The organism is Salinicola lusitanus, from assembly GCF_003206045.1.
GTDB lineage: Bacteria > Pseudomonadota > Gammaproteobacteria > Pseudomonadales > Halomonadaceae > Salinicola > Salinicola lusitanus.
Genome location: NZ_PZJM01000004.1, coordinates 77,061 through 95,554, shown reverse-complemented (window position 1 = coordinate 95,554; position 18,494 = coordinate 77,061). Strand labels below are relative to the sequence as shown.

The following is an 18,494-nucleotide window of genomic DNA, read 5'->3' as shown; positions in this document are numbered from 1 at the left end:
AGCAGGCCCTGTGTGCCAATGGAGAGTCATCGCTTGTCTCACCCCGCCACGATCACCGTCGAGCTTATCGACGCCGAACTGCCCCAGACCCAATGCGGCAAATGCGGCCATGACGGCTGTCGTCCCTATGCCGAGGCGATCGTGGAGGGAGAGGCCGTCAATCGCTGCCCGCCCGGCGGGGAAGCGACACGGGATCGACTGGCCGCGCTCACCGGCCGTCCGCCTCTCGAATTGATCGAGCCGCCACAGGCTCCGCTGCTGGCCGTGATTCGAGAAGCCGAGTGCATCGGCTGCACCAAGTGCATCCAGGCATGCCCCGTCGATGCGATTCTCGGCGCCGCCAAGCAGATGCATACGGTGATCGAATCGGAATGCACCGGCTGCGAGCTGTGCGTGGCGCCCTGCCCCGTCGACTGTATCGACCTCGTCGAACATCCACGCTGGGCGGAGGCGAACAGTGATCCCGAACGGCAGCAGTATCTCGACTGGCGCGCCCGCAACGGGCGCCAACGCTTCGAGGCCCGCAACCGGCGCCTGACCCTCAAGGCCGAACGGAAACGTCACAGGCGCGAACAGCGCCGCGCCGCAGCGGCACGGCAGGTGACCGAGGCGCCCGCGACATCACGTGAACGACCTGCCGATATCGACGTTACCGCTCTGAAGGCACAGATAGCGACCCTGACCGCGCGTCGAAAGCGCCTGCAGCGCCAGTTGGATAACGCCGAAGAGGCACGGCGCCCCGCGCTTCTCGAGCGCCTGGCGGGATTCGAGGAACAGCTCGACACCTTGAAGCGGCAACTCGAAACCGTGCCATCACCGAATCGGCACGCCGCACGCGATCACCGTCATATCGCCCTGGCGGCGGCGGAACAGGCGCTGCGCAAGGCGCGACAGGAGCTGGAGCATTACCGACGTCAGGGCGACCAGGCGGGCATCGCGGAGGCCCAGGACAAGATACGCGAGGCGGAACGGCTGATCTCCCTGGCTAGCCGATCGCCCGCCAACCAGCCTGCCACTGGCGCGGGCGACCATCATGGAACGAGCTCATGAATGCCACCAAGCGAGAGCAGATCTTTGCTCGCCTCAAGGCGCACAACCCCGAACCGACCACCGAGCTGAACTGGTCGACGCCGTTCGAGTTGCTGGCGGCGGTACTGTTGTCGGCCCAGGCGACGGACGTGGGCGTGAACAAGGCCACGGCAAGGCTGTTCCCGGTGGCCAATACGCCGCAGGCGATCATCGATCTCGGACTCGACGGGCTGAAGGCCCACATCAAGACCATCGGCCTCTACAACACCAAGGCCGAGAACCTGATGAAGACCTGCCACATCCTGGCCGAGCGCTACGCAGGAGATATCCCGCGCACCCGCGCCGAGCTGGAAGCGCTGCCCGGCGTGGGACGCAAGACCGCCAATGTGATTCTGAACACGGCATTCGGCGAACTGACGATGGCGGTCGACACGCACATCTTTCGCGTCGCCAACCGCACCCGCATCGCCAAGGGCAAGAACGTGCTCGAAGTGGAGCAGAAGCTGCTGCGCCATGTTCCCAAGGCTTATCTCAAGGATGCCCACCACTGGCTGATCCTGCACGGCCGCTACACCTGTCTGGCGCGCAAGCCGCGCTGTGGTAGCTGCGTGATCGAGGACCTGTGCGAGTATCCCGACAAGGTCGAGATCGGCTAGTACCGATGATGGCGGTCAGGGGCTCGACTCCGGCTCCTGGCCGCTGTCCACGCTTTCCGGCTCCTGTGTCGGCACCGCCTCCTCGCCCATGGACTCGGGCGCGGTGGGCGCGGCCTCCGGCAAGCTGCTGCCATCGCCGTTCGCGGCATCGTCCGGGGCAGAGGATGTCTCCGCTTCCGGGGCCGTGACGCTCATTTCGGTCGCCCCGTCACGGCTGTAGACGATCTTGCGTGTGCCGCCATCGCAGCTGCCGACCACCTCGGCGCCAGCGAAGGCCTCCCCCTCCTTCACCACGCCATCATCGACCTGGGCGTTGTCGACGATCTCGAGCAGGAAGTGGCGAGCACCATTATCGCGGATGGTCTGATCGATCTGTGCCTTGAGCCTTTCGCAGGCCAGGCGCGTCTCGGGTTGCTGGTCGAACGGCGAATCGCCCTGCTGCGCCTGGGCCCAAGCGAGCGACGATGCCAGGCAAGCACTACTCAACCCCGCCACGACGGCGAACTTCCAGGTAATAACACGCATAGACACTCCTCACCCCATGGCAATGCACGAACCGCGGCCAGGACCGCCAATTCGCGCGGGAAGTACCGAGCCGATCATCCCGTCTCACCCGACGGGGAGCCGGAAGGTCTCACAACCGAAACTCGCCGCCTCTCTCGATCGCTCTCTGATAGGCCGGGCGGTCGCGCATATTCTGCAGCACTTTCTTGATATTGGGACGTCCGGAGAGGTCGGCACGACTTTCGGCCGCCAGCAACGGAAAACTCATCTGAATATCCGCCGCGCTAAACTCATCGCCCGCGAACCACGGGTGCTGACGCAGTTCACTCTCCCAGTAATCGAGATGCATCTCGAGCTGGGGGTCGAGGAACTTCTGTCGGACCCCATTGGCCAGCAGCCTGCCGATGGGACGAATGACCGCGGGTACGGGGGGCTTGCCCAACTTCGAGAAAACCAGCTTCATCACCAACAGCGGCATCGCCGAGCCTTCGGCGTAATGTAGCCAGTAGGTGTAACGCAGCCGCTCCGGCGTACCGGCCTCCGGTACCAGGGCGTCACCGTCATAGCGGGAGACGAGATATTCGATGATCGCGCCGGATTCGGCGACGGTGTAGGCGTCATCGGTGATGACCGGCGACTTGCCGAGCGGATGGATACGCTTCAGCTCCGCGGGCGCCAGCATGGTCTTGGGATCGCGTCGGTAGGTTCGGACCTCATACTCGACACCCAGCTCCTCCAGCAGCCACAGGATACGCTGCGACCGGGAATTTTCGAGGTGGTGAACAGTGATCATGTCAACGCTTCCTTGCCGGTTTCTTCGACTCTCCCGGCCGCCTGGGTTCTCAGCGGCCTCCGGGAACGCTCTTAACCATAGGAAGTTATCGTTGAAGCCGCCACTGACGAAAACGGCGCCCTGCAGGCGCCGTCATCGAGATCGATAGAAGGTCGTCAGTGCTGCTGCTCGAACATCTCGTCACCGACGTCATCGATATAGCGCTGACTCTTGGTGATCGTCAGTTCCACGCAACCATCTTCGCCCGGTACCACGTCCGAACGCTCGAAGCGTCGCTCCAGGGTCTCGCCGCCCTCGACCGGTTTGCGAATCCATCCGCTGACCCGATACTGGCCACCGGCATCCTGCGGCTCGGGCACGATCAGAAACCCCTTGTACTCGACCGGCTCGCGCTCCTGCTTGGGCGTGGCGGATCTGGCATCGCCACCGCCCAGCAGCCCGGAGAACAGTTTCTTGAACATACGTTGCTCCCGATTCGGATGCCGACATCGCAGATATCGGCATCGGGGGTTGGGTCGGACAGCGCTAGCTCGCGGAGCGGCCCTTGCCGGCCGCGATCCGCAGACGCAGCGCGTTGAGCTTGATGAAGCCTTCGGCGTCCTTCTGGTCGTAGGCGCCGGCATCATCCTCGAACGTGGCAATCGATTCGTCGAACAGCGACTGCTCGGACTTGCGCCCGACCACCGTCGCGCTGCCCTTGTAGAGCTTCATCCGCACCACGCCGTTGACGAAGGTCTGGGTCTCGTCGATGGCAGCCTGGAGCATGCGCCGTTCCGGACTCCACCAGTAACCGTTGTAGATGGTCTTGGCGTACTTGGGCATCAGCTCGTCCTTGAGATGTGCCGCCTCGCGGTCGAGCGTCAACGACTCGATGGCGCGATGCGCGCGCAGCATGATGGTCCCGCCCGGCGTTTCGTAGCAACCGCGGGACTTCATGCCGACATAGCGGTTCTCGACGATGTCGAGACGGCCGATGCCATTGTCGCCACCCAGCTTGTTGAGCTTGGCCAGCACCTCGTGCGGCTTCAGCGGTTCGCCGTCGATGGCGACGACATCGCCCTTCTCGTAGGTCAGCTCGATGTAAGTCGGCTGGTCAGGCGCGGCTTCCGGCGCCACGCTCCAACGCCACATCTCTTCTTCCGCCTCGGCCCACGGATCCTCGAGAATGCCGCCCTCGTAGGAGATGTGCAGCAGATTGGCATCCATCGAGTACGGTGACTTCTTCTTGCTCTTGGAGAAATCGACCGGGATGTCATTGTCCTCGCAGTACGCCATCAGCTTCTCGCGGGAGTTGAGGTCCCACTCACGCCACGGCGCAATCACCTTGACCCCCGGCTTGAGCGCGTAGGCGCCCAGCTCGAAGCGCACCTGGTCGTTGCCCTTGCCGGTCGCCCCGTGAGAGATGGCGTCGGCGCCGGTCTCGTTGGCGATCTCGATCAGACGCTTGGCGATCAGCGGGCGCGCGATGGAGGTGCCCAGCAGGTACTCGCCCTCGTAGATGGTGTTGGCCCGGAACATCGGATAGACGTAATCGCGAACGAACTCTTCCCGCAGGTCCTCGATGTAGATCTCCTTGACCCCGAGCGCCTGCGCCTTGGCTCGCGCCGGCTCGACCTCTTCGCCCTGACCGATATCGGCGGTAAAGGTGACCACCTCGCAAGCGTAGGTTTCCTGCAGCCACTTCACGATCACGGAAGTGTCAAGGCCGCCGGAATAGGCGAGGACGACCTTTTTGACATCGGACATGCGACAGCTCCTTAGCAAGTTTGAATTGATGAGCAAGGTATGTGGTTCGTTGACGTGCGGCAATCGGCGAACGGTGCGGTCGGAAATTATAACGCTCCCGGCCCGCCACGAACACCGAGCGACGGGACGCCAATGACCGAAACTGCTAGACTCTACGCGGTTTCAGGACCACGGTTTCCTCTACACATTACCACTACCACACCAAGGGAATGGGAGTCATTGCATGTCGGACGCCAGCACGAAAGAGCTGATGGCGCAGCGTTTTCGCGGATATCTCCCGGTCGTGGTAGACGTCGAAACCGGCGGGTTCAATTCGGCAACGGATGCGATCCTGGAAATCGCCGCCGTGCCGCTGACGATGGACGACCAGGGCAACCTGCTGCCACTGGATACCATCGCCTTCCACGTCGAGCCTTTCGAGGGGGCCAACGTCGAACAGTCCGCCCTGGATTTCACCGGCATCGACCTCTCCAGCGCCTTCCGCAAGCAGATCGCCGTCAGCGAGCGTGAAGCGCTGGACGGAATCTTCAAGCCGATTCGCAAGACCATCAAGTCCCACGACTGCTCCAGGGCCATCCTCGTCGGCCACAACGCCTCATTCGACCAGGGGTTTCTCAACGCCGCGGTCAATCGCTGCAATATCAAGCGCAACCCCTTTCACCCCTTCTCCAGCTTCGACACCGCGTCGCTGTCGGCCCTGGCCTACGGCCAGACGGTCCTGGCGCGAGCCTGCCAGGCAGCCGGTATCGAATTCGACAACTCCTCGGCCCACTCGGCGAGCTACGATACCGAACGCACGGCGGAGCTGTTCTGCGCCATCGTCAACCGCTTCAAGGATCTGGGCGGCTGGAACCTGGCGATGAAGGAGCAGGGTCTCGACGACGTCTGAGCACTGAAACGAAAGGCGCCCGTCCTGGGACGGGCGCCTTTCACGGCAACGACAATCGTCGACGTGCCGAATCAGCTATCGCTGGAGGCCTCGGCAGCCTTGGCCGCAGCGGCCTTGACCATGGGCTCCAGCTCACCGTTCTGATACATCTCGACGATGATGTCGCAGCCGCCTACCAGCTCGCCGTCGATCCACAGCTGGGGAAACGTCGGCCAGCTCGCGTACTTGGGCAGCTCTGACCGGATATCCGGATTGTCGAGGATGTTGACGAAGGCGAACTTCTCGCCGCATGCCATCAACGCCTGGACCGCCTGGGCAGAGAAGCCGCACTGGGGCAGCTGGGGCGATCCCTTCATGTAGAGCAGGATGGCGTTGTCACTGATCTGCTGCTTGATCGCTTCGATGGTATCGCTCATGAGACGTCCTGTAGCGGGAAGAGAGAGCCGCTGGCCCACCCTTCGCGTGTGCGCGAATATAAAAGACCGTAAGACCATTCTACTGATGACACCGACCGAAAACACCCCCGCCGACCCGTGAAGGCATTCCGCGGCGTTGCGCCGCTCACGGGGTCTGGTTAGGATGATTGGCTTTCGCACGGATCGACGCCGGCCACCGACGCCCGCCCAGGGCACGGCTTTCCCATCGCATCGATCCTGGCGCCGTCTAGCGAGACGCCCCACCGGGCGCCTCGCCCGCGGCGCTTTTTTCTTTTTCTGGTGGCAGTCGCCATGGCGGGCATGGCCACCGATCGAGTTTTCAGTGCGGCGCGCCGGGATGATGCCGCATGCCTTGAAGCCCATGTCTCAACGTCAAGACACGACAGGAATCCACCCATGAGCGCACGCCACTTTCTGACCCTTCTGGATCTCTCCGCCGAAGAGCTCGATTACCTGATCCAGCGCGGGATCACGATCAAGAACCGGCTGAAGACCAACGGCCCCGTCTACACGCCGTTCAGCAATCGCACCCTGGCGATGATCTTCGAGAAGTCCTCGACGCGAACCCGGGTCTCGTTCGAAACCGCCATGGCACAGTTCGGCGGCCATGCGCTGTTCCTGTCATCGCGGGATACCCAGCTCGGCCGCGGAGAGCCGATCGCGGATACCGCGCGGGTACTGTCGGAAATGGTCGATGCGGTGATGATCCGGACTTTCTCTCACGCCGGCCTCGAAGCGTTTGCCGCCGCCAGCGCCGTACCGGTGATCAACGCCCTGACCGACGACTATCACCCCTGCCAGCTGCTGGCCGACGTCATGACCTGGACCGAGTGCCGTGGGCCGGTCAAGGGCAAGACGGCGGTGTGGATCGGTGACGGCAACAATATGTGTCACTCCTGGATCAACGCCGCCCGGCAGTTCGATTTCCAGCTGCGCATCTGCTGTCCCGAGGGCTACGAGCCGCGCGAGGATATCGTCGCGGCCGCCGGCGACCGAGTCACGATCCTGCGCGACCCACGCCAGGCCATCAGCGGTGCCGACCTGATCACGACCGATGTCTGGGCCTCCATGGGTCAGGAGGAAGAACAGGCCAAGCGCGAGCGGGACTTCGCCGGTTACCAGGTCACCGAAGCGTTGCTGGATCAGGCCAACGAGGAGGCGATCTTCCTGCACTGCCTGCCGGCGCATCGCGGCGAGGAGATCAGCACCACCTTGCTCGACGACCCACGCGCCGTGGTGTGGCAGGAAGCCGGCAATCGCCTCCATGCCCAGAAGGCGCTGATCGAGTTCCTGTTGCTGGGTCGGGTCGACTGAGCCGGGCCGACTGAGCCAACACGCCCTCATCCCCGCCGGCCCTGACGCTGGCGGCGATGCCGGCTCCGCAGCGAGCCGGCCATTCAACGCTTCTTCGCCGCCTCCCCGCCGTCTATTCCCCCTGTACCGCCCGCCGTGCCAGGCGACGTCGGCGCGCCTGACGCCAGGCCAGTAGCGACACCGCAATCAGCGCGAGCGCCGCCAGCGCCCCCAGGGCCTGCCCCAGATCCCCGCTCAGGGCGGACTCTCCCAGGACCACGAAGGCCACCCCGTAAGGACCCGTGGTCAGCAGCGCCACCGTGAGATAGATCGAGCGCGGCACACCGGCCACGCCGAGGGCGTAGTGCTTGATGAACATCGGCACGCCCGGCACCAGCTTGATCAGGAAGGTGACCCGCCAAGCGCTACGGCGATCCGCATCGAGCTCTCCCAACGCGGGAAAGCGCCGCTGGAGCAGCTGTCGCAGACGCGGGCGCAGGCGACTGTGCGCGATGGCATAGCAGAGCAGCAGATTGCACAGCGTTGCCAGTGCGGCCACGGCGAGGCCGCCGGCCACGCCAAAGCGCAGCCCGGCAACAATGAAGAAGGGGGTCATCGGCACGCCCAGTGCCGGCAGCACGATCATGGCAAGGGTGAACGGCAGCAGCTGCAGCTCCTCGAGCCAGCCGTGGGGCACGCCGCCGTACGCCGCGAACAGCACGCACAGGGCGACGCCGAGCCCCGCCGCCAGGGCCACCCGCCACCAGCGCCAGGCGAGTTTCATGGCGCGCTGCCGCCGCGGCAGAGAGCGCTGCCGCGTGGCGGCGACATCGGATCGGGCATCATCGGGGAAAGCGGAATCGGCATGTGTCATGCCTCCCGATGTAAAGCGACAAGCATGACACGCAGATGACAGCCGATGGCATCACTCGAGGTTGTCGAGCCCTTTCTCGGCCATCGCCACGGCCCGGAACAGCGCCCGGCGCTTGTTGAGCGTCTCGTTCCACTCGTCGTCGGGATTGGAATCGGCGACGATGCCACCGCCGGCCTGGACGTGCAGCTCGCCATCCTTCAGCACCGCCGTGCGGATCGCGATCGCCATGTCCATGTTGCCGTGCCAGGAGAGATAGCCAACGGCACCGGAATAGACGCCACGCTTGACCGGCTCCAGTTCGTCGATGATCTCCATCGCCCGGATCTTGGGTGCGCCGGAGAGCGTGCCGGCCGGGAAGGTGGCACGCAGCACGTCCATCGCCGACATGCCTTCGCGCAGCTTGCCGGTGACGTTGGAGACGATGTGCATGACGTGGGAATAACGCTCGATCGCCATCTTGTCGGTGAGCTCGACCGTGCCGATTTCGCTGATGCGGCCGATATCGTTGCGGCCCAGGTCGATCAGCATCAGGTGCTCGGCGATCTCCTTGGGATCGGCCAGCAGCTCTTCCTCCAGCGCCTTGTCCTGCTCGGGCGTGGCGCCGCGGGGGCGCGTGCCGGCGATCGGGCGGACGGTCACCTCGCCCCCCTCCAGACGGGTCAGAATCTCGGGCGATGATCCGATCACGTGATGGTCATCGAGATTCAGAAAGAACATGTAGGGTGACGGATTGAGACTGCGCAGCGCCCGATAGAGATCCAGCGGCGGCGCCTGGTAGGGAATCGACATGCGCTGGGACGGCACGCACTGCATGACGTCGCCGGCCAGCACGTACTCCTTGATGGTCGCCACCGCGTCCTTGTAGCCCTGCTCGCTGAAGCTGGCGTGGAAGTCGTCCTCGGCGACGTCCGCACGGCCGGTACCCGGACTCAAGGTGTTGAAGGTCGCGCTGCGCAGCTTCAACTCCAGGGTCTCGAGTCGCTCGACCGCGTCGGCATAGGCGTGGGGCGACTCCGGGTCGGCATGAGTCCACAACTGGAGCCGGCCGGAGAGATTGTCGAAGACCACCAGGTCGTCGCACACCATCAGCAGGATGTCCGGCACGCCGATGGGATCGGGCTTCTCGGCAGCGAGCGCAGTACGCAGTTTCGGTTCGATATAGCGAATGGTGTCGTAGCCGAAGTAACCCACCAAGCCGCCGTCGAATCGTGGCTGGTCGTCCAGGTCAGGCACCTTGAACTTGGCCTGGAACCGCTCGATCCAGGCCAGCGGGTCCTCGACCTGACTGGCGCCGACCTGTTCGCCATCGACGATGTGCCGGACGGTCAGGCCCCGCACCTCGATACGCTCCCGACTCGGCAACCCGATGATCGAGTAGCGCCCCCACTTCTCCCCTCCCTGCACCGATTCGAGCAGGAAGGTCCAGGGCGCATCGGCCAGCTTGAGATAGGTCGACAGCGGCGTATCCAGGTCGGCCAGCACCTCGCGGGTGACCGGAATACGGTTGTAGCCGGCTTGCGCCAGCTCGGCAAAGCGATCGGGGGTCATCATGGGACCGGGCTCCAGCAGTGAGAATCAGCAATCGGCAAACGAAACGGTTCGACTGACGATCACCATCGCCAACGCGTCACGTGGCGTATCAACACGCTGGGGCTGGAAAGACGTTGGATATCCGGTCGCATGTCAAAGCTCGGTCGAGGGAAAACGGAAAGGTCGGGAGCTGCGCAAGAACGGCGCCACAACCGCCATGGCGCCGTTCAGGAAACCCTAAACGAGTTCCCCCAGCGATTCAACCACGCCATCCGGGTGGCTCGAGGCCACTGGCTCGCCATGGTTGTAGCCATACGGCACCGCCAGCGTGCGGAAGCCGGCCCGCCTTCCCGCTTCCACGTCGTGACGCGAATCCCCCACCATCAGGCACTGCGCGGGGGCGACGCCGAACTGCGCCGCCAGATGGAGCAGTGGCGCGGGATGGGGTTTCTTCTCCGCCAGCGAATCCCCGCCCAGCGTCAGGCGAAAATAGCGACGCAGCTCAAGCGCGTCGAGAATCGGGTCGATGAACGCCGCGGGCTTGTTGGTGACCAGCGTGACGATGATTCCCTTCGCCTCGAGGGATTCGAGGGCCTCGCGGACACCGGGATACACCCGGGTGCGCTCGCAGGGCGCGGCGTGATACGCCCGCAGGAAGCCATCATGGCTAGCCGCTACCCGGTCCGCGTCCGGCTCCTCGCCCAGCACGCTGGCCAGCGCCCGCTCGACCAGCTTGTACGAGCCGTTGCCCACCCAGTCGCGCACCTTGGCCTCGCCCACCGGCACCAGGCGCTGCTCGCTCAGCATCGTGTCCACCGCCGCCGCCAGATCGGGCACGGAGTCGATCAAGGTGCCATCGAGATCGAAGGCGACCAATCGGATGTCCTGAAGCGATGGGTGCATGACGGAATCCTCGAGTGAACGGGTGGAGAGGTGACACATCGCGTAGCAGCTTACCCAAAATGGCGTAAGTTTACGCAACCCACGGATGCCAAGTGTCGACGATCGGCGTATCCTCGGGCACATCTTTCGTCGCATCGACGGGTGCTCATTTCCGTGAACGTGCAGTCTCGCAATCCGATGTCGTCATCACTCGGCTCTCGGTGTGCCTGCCTTTCACCAGCCATCCTCTCCGAGCCCCCTCGAAACGCCCGACCCGACGATCCCGGTTTCCCCGGCTGTACCCTTCTCATTTTTCCGATTTCTCGATTGGAGTTTTCCCATGACCACACCACGCATTGTCGTGGTCGGTGGCGGCGCGGGCGGACTCGAGCTGGCAACCCGCCTGGGTCGCAAGCTCGGCAAGTCCCAGCGCGCCGACATCGTCCTCGTCGACCGCAACCCCACTCACATCTGGAAGCCGCTGCTGCACGAGATCGCCACCGGCACCCTCGACTCCGGGCTCGACGAGGTCTCCTACCAGGGCCACTCCAAGAGTCACGGCTACCGCTTCCAGCGGGGTACGCTGAGCGCCATCGATCGTGACAACCGCACCCTCACGCTGGAGCCGATCCACGACCAGGACGACGCCGTCGTGCTGCCGGCCCGCGAGCTCGAGTACGACTACCTGGTGCTGTCCGTCGGCAGCGTCTCCAACGATTTCGGCACCCCCGGTGTGGCCAAGCACTGCCACTTCATCGACAGCCCGCAGCAGGCGGAGAGTTTTCGCCGCAGCATGCTCAATACCTTCCTGCGCTACAGCGATCCGGAGCGCCGGACACACCCCAAGCTGACCGTCGGTCTGGTCGGCGCGGGCGCCACCGGCGTCGAGCTGGCCGCCGAACTCTTCGGCGCCTCCCGGATGCTGCACAGCTACGGGTTCACGGCGCTCGACAGCGGCAAGCTCGAGGTCCACCTGATCGAAGCGGCACCGCGCATCCTGCCGGCCCTGCCGGAGCGGATCAGCCGTGCGGTTCACGGTGAGCTCGAGCGACTCGGGGTCAAGATCCATGTCGATACCCGGGTCACCGAGGCCAACGCCCACGGTTTCATTACCGCCGACGGCGAGCCGCTGGAGACGGACCTCAGCGTCTGGGCCGCCGGCATTCGCGCGCCGGAATTCCTGTCGCAGCTGGGGCTCGCCACCGAGCGCAACCACCAGGTCAAGGTCCACGAGACCTTGCAGAGCCTCGACGACGAGCGCATCTTCGCCTTCGGTGACTGCGCCTCCTGCCCGCAGCCCGGCGACAAGCGCGTGCCACCCCGGGCCCAGGCCGCCCACCAGCAGGCGACCCACTGCTACCACAATCTGCGTGCCGCCATGGATGGCAAGCCGCTCAAGCCGTTCGTCTACCGCGATCGCGGCTCGCTGATCTCGCTGGCCCACTTCGAGGCGGTCGGCAGCCTGATGCGTGGCGCCTCGGCGCGCAGCCTGTTCATCGAGGGCCGGCTGGCCAAACTGTTCTACGCTTCCCTCTACCGGATGCACCAGATGGCGATTCACGGCATCTTCAAGACGGGCATGACGGTCATCGTCGATGGCCTCAACCGCTACATCAGGCCGAAGATGAAATTGCACTGAGGCATCGACCCCGAAACGTCAGCGGAGAGAGATCATGGATCGTTTCTATAACGCCCCGGGCGACGTCGTCGACGAGATTCTAAGGGCGGTGGCGGCGACCGCCCCAGTGCGGGTCGCCGAGCCGGAAAGCGGCCTGCGGATCCTGATTCGGCACGATTGGGACAAGGCGGATCAGGGCCGACGCCAGGTGGCGATACTGTCCGGCGGTGGTGCCGGTCACGAGCCGGCACACGCCGGTTATATCGGCGAAGGTATGTTGACCGGCGCGATCTCCGGCAGCCTGTTCGCCTCGCCCAGCGTCGAAGCGGTACTCGCGGCCATTCGCGAAGTTTGCGGCGCGGCCGGCTGCCTGCTGGTGGTCAAGAACTACACCGGCGACCGCCTCAACTTCGGTCTCGCCGCCGAGCGGGCCCGGGGCGAAGGGCTGGACGTCGCCATGGTCATCGTCGCCGACGATGTCGCCATCGAGGACGCCCCCCAGCCTCGAGGCATCGCCGGTACCGTGCTGGTGCACAAGCTGAGCGGTCATCTGGCGAGCCGGGAACTGCCGCTGGACGTGATCCGCGAACGGGCCGAAGCGCTGTGCCAGCGCATGGGGTCGCTGGGCATGGCACTCAGCGCCGCGGCCCAGCCGGGCCAGGCGGCGGCCGAACGCTCGCCGGAGCTGGGCCTGGGCATTCACAACGAGACCGGCACGCGGGAGGTCGACCCGCACAGCGCCGACGAGGCGATGCAACTGGTACTCGAGCCGCTGCGCGACGCACTGTCCGAGCGCCAGTTGTCCGGCCCCTGGATCGCGATGCTCAACGACCTGGGGAGCTGCTCCACCCAGGAGATGGGGGTGCTCGCTGCCAGCCTGTTCAACCAACTGGGCGTCGATCAGATAGCCCATCTGATCGGCCCGGCACCGCTGATGACCTCGCTGGACATGCACGGCTTCTCGCTCACGCTGCTGCCGGCCGACGACGAGGTGGTGGAGGCACTGACGGCTCCGACGACGGCGCCGGCCTGGCCAGGGCTGCACGCCGCCCGGCTTCCCGCCCGCTTTTCGCCGGATACCCGACAGGATCATGAGGCGTTGGCCGACGATGCCCCGCAGGATCCCGCCACTTCCGCCCTTCTGGAGCGAGTCATCGCGACCCTGCGCCAATCACGCGCGGAACTCGATGCGCTGGATGCCAAGAGCGGCGACGGCGACGCCGGCGCCAGCATGGAGAGCGGCGCCGAGTCGATCGCCAAGGCGTTATCGGCCCGGCGGCTCAACACCGAAGCCCTGCCATTGATGTTCGCCGGCATCGGCCAGCTCCTTTCCCGCGACATGGGTGGTTCCAGCGGCGTCCTGCTGTCGATCCTGTTCACTGCAGCGGCGGCTTCGCTGGACCAGCGCGGCGATCTGCAGGAGGCACTGGCCGCCGGTGTCGAGAAGATGCAGGCCTACGGCGGCGCCAGGCCCGGCGATCGCACCATGCTCGACGCCCTGGTGCCCGCCATCGAATCGCTGCAGCGGGGGGAGACGCTGTCCCAGGCAGCGCAGGCCGCTCGCGATGGCGCCCAGGCTACCGCCCAGCTCGTTCGCGCCAACGCCGGTCGCTCCGCCTATGTGCCGGAAAGCGCGCTCAGGGGCATCGTCGACCCCGGCGCCGAAGCCGTGGCAAGAGTGTTCGAGGCGTTGACCCATGACCGAGATGCCTGAAGTCGAATCGACCGCCGACCGGGAGATCATCATCCCGCCGGGCATGGAGCGATTGGCAGAGCGGGCGGGCTACGCGCCGGCCATACGCGTCGGTCGCACCCTCTACTGCGCCGGCCAAGTCGGACGAACGCCGGCGCTGGAGGTTATCTCGGACCCTGAAGCCCAGTTCCAGGCGTGCTGGGAGAATCTACGCAGTGTCCTCGCCGCCGGCGGCTGTACGTTCGACGACATCGTCGACATGACGACCTACCACGTGGACCTGCATCGCCACATGGAAGTGTTCCGAAAAGTGAAAGACGCGGCATTCCCCCGGGGCACCTGCGCCTGGACGGTCATCGGGGTCGCCGATCTCGCTCAGCCCGGGCTACTGGTCGAAATCAAGTGTACCGCCGTGCAGTCCGCCCGACTCGGCGACTAGCCGAGGCTGGCCGGCGGCCACCAGTCCGGCAGCAGGGCTCGGGCCTCGCGCCGGGCGAAGCGGTCGTCCAGGAGGTGGATCACGCCCTCGTCCTGGGGCGAGCGAATCACGCGTCCGGCGGCCTGCACCACCTTCTGCATGCCGGGGAAGAAGTAGGCGTAGTCGTAGCCACGACCGTAGAGTGCCTGCAGGCGCGCTCTCATCTGCTCGTTGACCGGGTTGACCTGGGGCAGTCCCAGGGTCGCGACGAAGGCGCCGATCAGGCGATCGCCGGGTAGATCGATGCCCTCGCCGAAGATCCCGCCGAGCACCGCGAACCCCACCCCCACTCCGCCGCTCTCGAAACGTGCCAGAAACGCCTCGCGATCGGCGTCATCCATCCGCGCGGCCTGCCGCCACAGCGGCAAGTCGGGATGGCGCTCCGCCACGCGATCGGCGACCCGCTCGAGATAGGCGAAGCTCGAGAAGAATGCCAGGTAGTTGCCGCGTCGTTGACGGAACTGGGCGGCGATACGGTCCGCCAGCGGGGTCAGGGATGACTCCCGGTCAGCGTAACGGGTCGATAGGCGGGCGGCGATCTGCACCTCGAGCTGGGAGTCGTGAAACGGCGAACCCAGCGATAGCCACGGAGCATCCGGTGCCACGCCGAGCAGATCGCGATAGTAGGCTTCCGGCGCCAGCGTGGCGGAGAACAGGGTACCGCCATGGGCCGCGGCGAATCGCGGCGCCAAAAACGGTGCCGGCACCACATTGCGTAACGTCACCTCCGCCCTTGCGCGTCGCTGGCGCCCACGGGGCGCCTGACGGGTCACGTCGCAGATCGAATGCGCGCCGAAGACATCGGCGACCCGGCAGAAATGCTGGGCATCGAAGGCGAATCGCTGCAGCTCGCTGTCGAGCGCGATCGGCTGCTCGCTCTGATACTCGACGACCTGCGACACCGCTTGCTGCAGCGCCCCGATCAGCTTGCCGGGTAGCGTCTCGATCACCCGGTAGTCGGCGTCGCTCTCGTCCGCCAGCGCCTGCCAGATGGTGGCCACCCGCGAGAACGGCCGCTTGAGCGGCGCCGGCAACGTCGGCTTCAGGCGCCTGAAGGCGCCGTGATCCAGCGTCGCGCTGTACATGCCGCGCCCGCGCGCGACCAGATTGTGGGCCTCGTCGACGAGCACGCCCACCCGCCACTGCTGCTGCTGGCTCAGGGCATAGAGCATGGCGTGGAAATCGAACCAGTAGTTGACGTCGCCGACCACGACATCGGCCCAGCGCGCCATCTCCTGACCGAGGTAATAGGGGCAGATGTCGTGGGCGAGCGCGGTATCCCGCAGCCCGGCACGATCGAGCCAGCCGCGCTCGACCGCCGCTGCGCGGGCCGCGGGCAGGCGATCGTAGAAACCGGCGGCCAGCGGGCAGGCGTCGCCGTGACAGGCCTTGTCGGGATGCTCACAACTCTTGTCACGAGACGTCAGCGTCAGCACCCGCAGGTGCAGCGCCCCGCTCTCGGCGGCCGCGGCGACACTCGGCCCGGCTGCGCCGTGGCGACGGTGGTCCGCGCCCAGCGTTTGCAATGCCTCGAGGGCGAGTCGCTGCCCGGTATTGCGCGCCGTCAGGAAGAAGACCTTGTCCAACGGCTCGCCGGGCATCGCCTTGAGCAGCGGGAACAGTGTCCCCAGGGTCTTGCCGATGCCGGTGGGCGCCTGCAGCATCAGCCAGCGGCCGGTATGAATGGCCTTGTAGACGGATTCGGCCAACGGCCGCTGGCCCTGGCGGAAACCGGCATGAGGAAAGCGGAGCGACCTCAGGGCGTCGTCCCGGCGGCGGCGGTGCGCCAGCTCCTGCTGCGCCCAGGCCAGGAAAGCCTGGCAGTGGGTCTCGAACTCGGCCCGCAGGGCCCCGGCGGAGCATGGTTCGCTCAGGGCCGTCTCGCGCTGGCTGACGATGTCGAAATAGACCAGCGTCACCGTGAGTTGATCCAGCCCGCGCTCGGCACACAGCAGGTGTCCATAGGTCTTGGCCTGGGCCCAGTGCAGCGCGCGCTGATTGGCCGGCTGACGGGCGAGGTCACCGCGATGGGTCTTGATCTCCTCCAGCCGGTTGGCGTCGGGATCGTAGCCATCGGCACGCCCGCGCACCTCGAGGTGATGATAGCTGCCGGCCAAGGCAATCTCGCGCTCGTAACGCTCCCCGCGGCGCTCCGCGACGAGCTGATGGCCGGCGATCCCCTCCTGTGCCGAAGGCGACGGCGTGAAGCGCAGATCGAGGTCGCCTCGCTTGGCCGCGAACTCGCACAGCGCCCGAACGGCGATCCGATAGCTCAAGAGTCGCCCCCGGCGACGGCCGTATCGGAACCGGGCAGGCCGGGTGCCTCGATATCGCCCTCGGGGTCCCAACTGACGTAGCAGACACTGACCGGCATGTCGTGTCGGGCGCAGAACTCCAGCCAGCGCTTCTGGTTGTCCTGCAGGCGATCGCCGGGCCCCTTCACTTCGATCATGCGATAAGCCGGCGCGGTGGCGTCCTGCGTCGCCTGGGAGGGATCCCCGCCCTGCGGCCAGAACTGGATCAGGTCCGGCATCCCGGCGCGGTTGGCACGGACGTCGCCGAGCAGCCGCTCGAACCAGAGCCGCAGGTGGCGCGCCGGGATGCACTGGAGGGCCAGCTCCAGCAGGTGCTCGTCGAGCGCCTCCCAGAACACGAAGGGCGACTGGGTCCCCCACTTCTCGCGGTAGCGTCGACGGATGATCGCGGCGTGGTCGCCCGTCTCGAGCGCTGCCAGGCAGTCGTCGAACCGGTCGCGCCGGCGCGCCTGGAAATCCGCCTCGAACAGATCCACCGGCCCCGAGTGAAACGGATGGAAGAAGGCCCCTGGCAGTGGCGCGAAGATCGCTTCCCAGCAGAGCAGTCCGAACAGGCCATTGACGAGCGCGTTCTCGACGTAGCAGACCGGCGCCTCGTCACGGCAGAGATGCCGGGCCACCGCCCGCTCGACGCTGGCGGCGCGAGGTAGCACCAGGTCCAGACGTGGCGGATCTGCCGCTTCCGGCCGGCGCCCCGGCGCCTGACCGAGCTTGCGACGAAGCCGGGGCAGCACCCGTTCCAGCGCCTGATGCTCCGCCGCGCTGACGGGGTCGGCTGCCGCCCGTTCCGCCAGCGCCAGCGCCGCTGCCGTCGCCTGCTGCGCCTCCAGCACCCGAACCTGGCGAAGCCGCGCCTCCGGTGCCGAACTTTCCCGGTAGAGACTCAGCGCCTGGTCGAGCTCACCCTGGCGCTCGAGGCGGTAGGCCAGCTTGTAGATCAACCGCCCCCGGCGCCGTTCCAGCCACTCATTGGCAAACGGCTCGCGTGGAATATCGGTGAGCAGCGACGCCATCGCCTCATCGGCCTCGAAGCGTTCCCGGCAGCGGTGCAGGTGATGATAGGCCTCCAGTTCCTGGCGTCGGGAAAACGCCCGCGAGGTTGCCTCCAGCTCGACGGTCTCGAAACGGTAGACGCCGAGCTCCGCCAGCACGAACTCCGACCACTGCTGGCGCAGATTGCCGAAGAACATCAACCGGAAACGCTCGCACATCGCATCGACGCCCAGCCGGTAGTGACGGTCCTCGAGCTCGGGGGCCCACTCGGCCAGGGGGCGAGGCTCGGGAGACGCCGCCTGCAGCGCCGTCAGCCATGCCCCCTTGGCGGCGCTCCGGGAGACACCGAGGCTCGCCAGCCAGCCGCCCAGGTGCGCAGCGATCTCCGGCCGGGTCGTCAGCGCGAACAGCACCTCCGGCGACAGCGGCGCGCCCTCCTCGATCCAGCCGGCCGCGATCAGCGGCCCGGCCGCCGCCGGCGTATCGCCGATCTCGGCATAGTCGAGGCGGCTGGCGCGGAAATCGACGCCCCGACGCATGATCATCCTGACCAGCAGCGCCTGGGAAGGCTGGGGCAGGCGTTCGAAATCATCGATGAAAGCGGCTTCGTCGACACTCAGCACGTCGGCGTAACGCGACGTCAGCCAGTCGAGCACGCGGCGGAAATTGGCGAGATAGTAGAGCGGGTCTTCGAGCGTCGGCAGCGCCATGGCGTCCCCAGTGTCGGACTCAAAACACTGGCTAAGTATACAGACCTGTCACTG

Annotated in this window: 17 protein-coding genes; 7 read left to right on the top strand and 10 right to left on the bottom strand. The window is 65.9% G+C overall.

What is annotated here, in order from left to right; translation table 11 throughout:
• Positions 1–33: 33 nt before the first annotated feature.
• Entirely contained in the window at positions 34–1,050 is a 1,017-nt protein-coding gene (locus tag DOM45_RS07660) for an RnfABCDGE type electron transport complex subunit B (protein ID WP_240612322.1), read from the top strand.
• A complete protein-coding gene (gene nth, locus DOM45_RS07655) occupies positions 1,047–1,685 on the top strand; it encodes an endonuclease III (protein WP_110599186.1) in 639 nt (212 codons plus the stop codon). The genes DOM45_RS07660 and nth overlap by 4 nt, the downstream gene beginning before the upstream one ends.
• 15 nt (positions 1,686–1,700) lie before the next feature.
• On the opposite strand, the gene DOM45_RS07650 is transcribed toward nth, so the two are convergent.
• The 4 genes from DOM45_RS07650 to DOM45_RS07635 form a co-directional block, all read right to left on the bottom strand.
• Positions 1,701–2,210, bottom strand: a complete 510-nt coding sequence (locus tag DOM45_RS07650; protein ID WP_110599185.1) for a DUF1161 domain-containing protein — start codon at positions 2,208–2,210, stop codon at positions 1,701–1,703.
• 109 nt (positions 2,211–2,319) lie between these two features.
• The gene (locus tag DOM45_RS07645; RefSeq protein ID WP_110599183.1) at positions 2,320–2,982 is read right to left on the bottom strand and encodes a glutathione S-transferase family protein; all 663 of its coding nucleotides are present in this window, start codon (positions 2,980–2,982) and stop codon (positions 2,320–2,322) included.
• 155 nt (positions 2,983–3,137) lie between these two features.
• Positions 3,138–3,443 (bottom strand): HlyU family transcriptional regulator, encoded by a 306-nt coding sequence (locus DOM45_RS07640; RefSeq protein ID WP_110599181.1) that lies wholly within the window; start codon positions 3,441–3,443, stop codon positions 3,138–3,140.
• A gap of 64 nt (positions 3,444–3,507) precedes the next feature.
• Entirely contained in the window at positions 3,508–4,728 is a 1,221-nt protein-coding gene (locus tag DOM45_RS07635; protein WP_110599179.1) for an argininosuccinate synthase, read from the bottom strand.
• Between the two features lie 223 nt (positions 4,729–4,951).
• Between DOM45_RS07635 and rnt the strand changes: the two genes are divergently transcribed.
• A complete protein-coding gene (rnt, locus tag DOM45_RS07630; protein WP_110599177.1) occupies positions 4,952–5,617 on the top strand; it encodes a ribonuclease T in 666 nt (221 codons plus the stop codon).
• Between the two features lie 71 nt (positions 5,618–5,688).
• Here rnt and grxD read toward each other — a convergent pair whose 3' ends face one another.
• The gene (gene grxD / locus DOM45_RS07625) at positions 5,689–6,033 is read right to left on the bottom strand and encodes a Grx4 family monothiol glutaredoxin (protein ID WP_110599175.1); all 345 of its coding nucleotides are present in this window, start codon (positions 6,031–6,033) and stop codon (positions 5,689–5,691) included.
• A gap of 417 nt (positions 6,034–6,450) precedes the next feature.
• On the opposite strand from grxD, the gene argF reads away from it, so the two are divergent.
• A complete protein-coding gene (gene argF, locus DOM45_RS07620; protein ID WP_110599173.1) occupies positions 6,451–7,368 on the top strand; it encodes an ornithine carbamoyltransferase in 918 nt (305 codons plus the stop codon).
• Between the two features lie 112 nt (positions 7,369–7,480).
• Here the strand turns inward: argF and DOM45_RS07615 are convergent, their stop codons facing one another.
• The 3 genes from DOM45_RS07615 to DOM45_RS07605 form a co-directional block, all read right to left on the bottom strand.
• Positions 7,481–8,221 (bottom strand): VTT domain-containing protein, encoded by a 741-nt coding sequence (locus DOM45_RS07615; protein WP_110599171.1) that lies wholly within the window; start codon positions 8,219–8,221, stop codon positions 7,481–7,483.
• Positions 8,222–8,272: 51 nt separating this feature from the next.
• Positions 8,273–9,769: an anthranilate synthase component I gene (trpE, locus tag DOM45_RS07610; protein WP_110600380.1), complete on the bottom strand. Its 1,497-nt coding sequence runs from the start codon at positions 9,767–9,769 to the stop codon at positions 8,273–8,275.
• Positions 9,770–9,988: 219 nt separating this feature from the next.
• Positions 9,989–10,654 carry a phosphoglycolate phosphatase gene (locus DOM45_RS07605; protein WP_110599168.1) on the bottom strand — a complete coding sequence of 222 codons (666 nt, stop codon included), beginning with the start codon at positions 10,652–10,654 and terminating at the stop codon, positions 9,989–9,991.
• Between the two features lie 319 nt (positions 10,655–10,973).
• Here DOM45_RS07605 and DOM45_RS07600 point away from each other — a divergent pair, with 319 nt between their 5' ends.
• Genes DOM45_RS07600 through DOM45_RS07590 form a run of 3 tightly spaced genes read left to right on the top strand, consistent with a single transcriptional unit; the run spans position 10,974 to position 14,383 of the window.
• Entirely contained in the window at positions 10,974–12,272 is a 1,299-nt protein-coding gene (locus tag DOM45_RS07600; RefSeq protein ID WP_110599166.1) for an NAD(P)/FAD-dependent oxidoreductase, read from the top strand.
• Positions 12,273–12,306: 34 nt separating this feature from the next.
• Complete coding sequence (locus DOM45_RS07595) at positions 12,307–13,965, top strand: dihydroxyacetone kinase subunit DhaK (protein WP_110599164.1); 1,659 nt, start codon at positions 12,307–12,309, stop codon at positions 13,963–13,965.
• Positions 13,949–14,383 (top strand): RidA family protein, encoded by a 435-nt coding sequence (locus tag DOM45_RS07590; protein ID WP_205909419.1) that lies wholly within the window; start codon positions 13,949–13,951, stop codon positions 14,381–14,383. The genes DOM45_RS07595 and DOM45_RS07590 overlap by 17 nt, the downstream gene beginning before the upstream one ends.
• Here the strand turns inward: DOM45_RS07590 and DOM45_RS07585 are convergent.
• Both DOM45_RS07585 and DOM45_RS07580 read right to left on the bottom strand, forming a co-directional pair.
• Positions 14,380–16,698, bottom strand: coding sequence for an ATP-dependent DNA helicase (locus DOM45_RS07585; protein WP_110599161.1), 2,319 nt, complete (start codon positions 16,696–16,698; stop codon positions 14,380–14,382). The genes DOM45_RS07590 and DOM45_RS07585 overlap by 4 nt on opposite strands.
• Complete coding sequence (locus tag DOM45_RS07580; RefSeq protein WP_110599159.1) at positions 16,695–18,440, bottom strand: VRR-NUC domain-containing protein; 1,746 nt, start codon at positions 18,438–18,440, stop codon at positions 16,695–16,697. The genes DOM45_RS07585 and DOM45_RS07580 overlap by 4 nt, the downstream gene beginning before the upstream one ends.
• Between the last annotated feature and the right edge of the window lie 54 nt (positions 18,441–18,494).

Coding starts and splice junctions, on each gene's coding strand:
- DOM45_RS07590 (WP_205909419.1), top strand. CDS start 13,949: ATGACCGAGATGCCTGAAGTCGAATCGACCGCCGACCGGGAGATCATC.
- DOM45_RS07580 (WP_110599159.1), bottom strand. CDS start 18,440: ATGGCGCTGCCGACGCTCGAAGACCCGCTCTACTATCTCGCCAATTTC.
- nth (WP_110599186.1), top strand. CDS start 1,047: ATGAATGCCACCAAGCGAGAGCAGATCTTTGCTCGCCTCAAGGCGCAC.
- DOM45_RS07605 (WP_110599168.1), bottom strand. CDS start 10,654: ATGCACCCATCGCTTCAGGACATCCGATTGGTCGCCTTCGATCTCGAT.
- DOM45_RS07595 (WP_110599164.1), top strand. CDS start 12,307: ATGGATCGTTTCTATAACGCCCCGGGCGACGTCGTCGACGAGATTCTA.
- argF (WP_110599173.1), top strand. CDS start 6,451: ATGAGCGCACGCCACTTTCTGACCCTTCTGGATCTCTCCGCCGAAGAG.
- DOM45_RS07615 (WP_110599171.1), bottom strand. CDS start 8,221: ATGACACATGCCGATTCCGCTTTCCCCGATGATGCCCGATCCGATGTC.
- grxD (WP_110599175.1), bottom strand. CDS start 6,033: ATGAGCGATACCATCGAAGCGATCAAGCAGCAGATCAGTGACAACGCC.
- rnt (WP_110599177.1), top strand. CDS start 4,952: ATGTCGGACGCCAGCACGAAAGAGCTGATGGCGCAGCGTTTTCGCGGA.
- DOM45_RS07645 (WP_110599183.1), bottom strand. CDS start 2,982: ATGATCACTGTTCACCACCTCGAAAATTCCCGGTCGCAGCGTATCCTG.
- DOM45_RS07650 (WP_110599185.1), bottom strand. CDS start 2,210: ATGCGTGTTATTACCTGGAAGTTCGCCGTCGTGGCGGGGTTGAGTAGT.
- DOM45_RS07600 (WP_110599166.1), top strand. CDS start 10,974: ATGACCACACCACGCATTGTCGTGGTCGGTGGCGGCGCGGGCGGACTC.
- trpE (WP_110600380.1), bottom strand. CDS start 9,769: ATGACCCCCGATCGCTTTGCCGAGCTGGCGCAAGCCGGCTACAACCGT.
- DOM45_RS07640 (WP_110599181.1), bottom strand. CDS start 3,443: ATGTTCAAGAAACTGTTCTCCGGGCTGCTGGGCGGTGGCGATGCCAGA.
- DOM45_RS07635 (WP_110599179.1), bottom strand. CDS start 4,728: ATGTCCGATGTCAAAAAGGTCGTCCTCGCCTATTCCGGCGGCCTTGAC.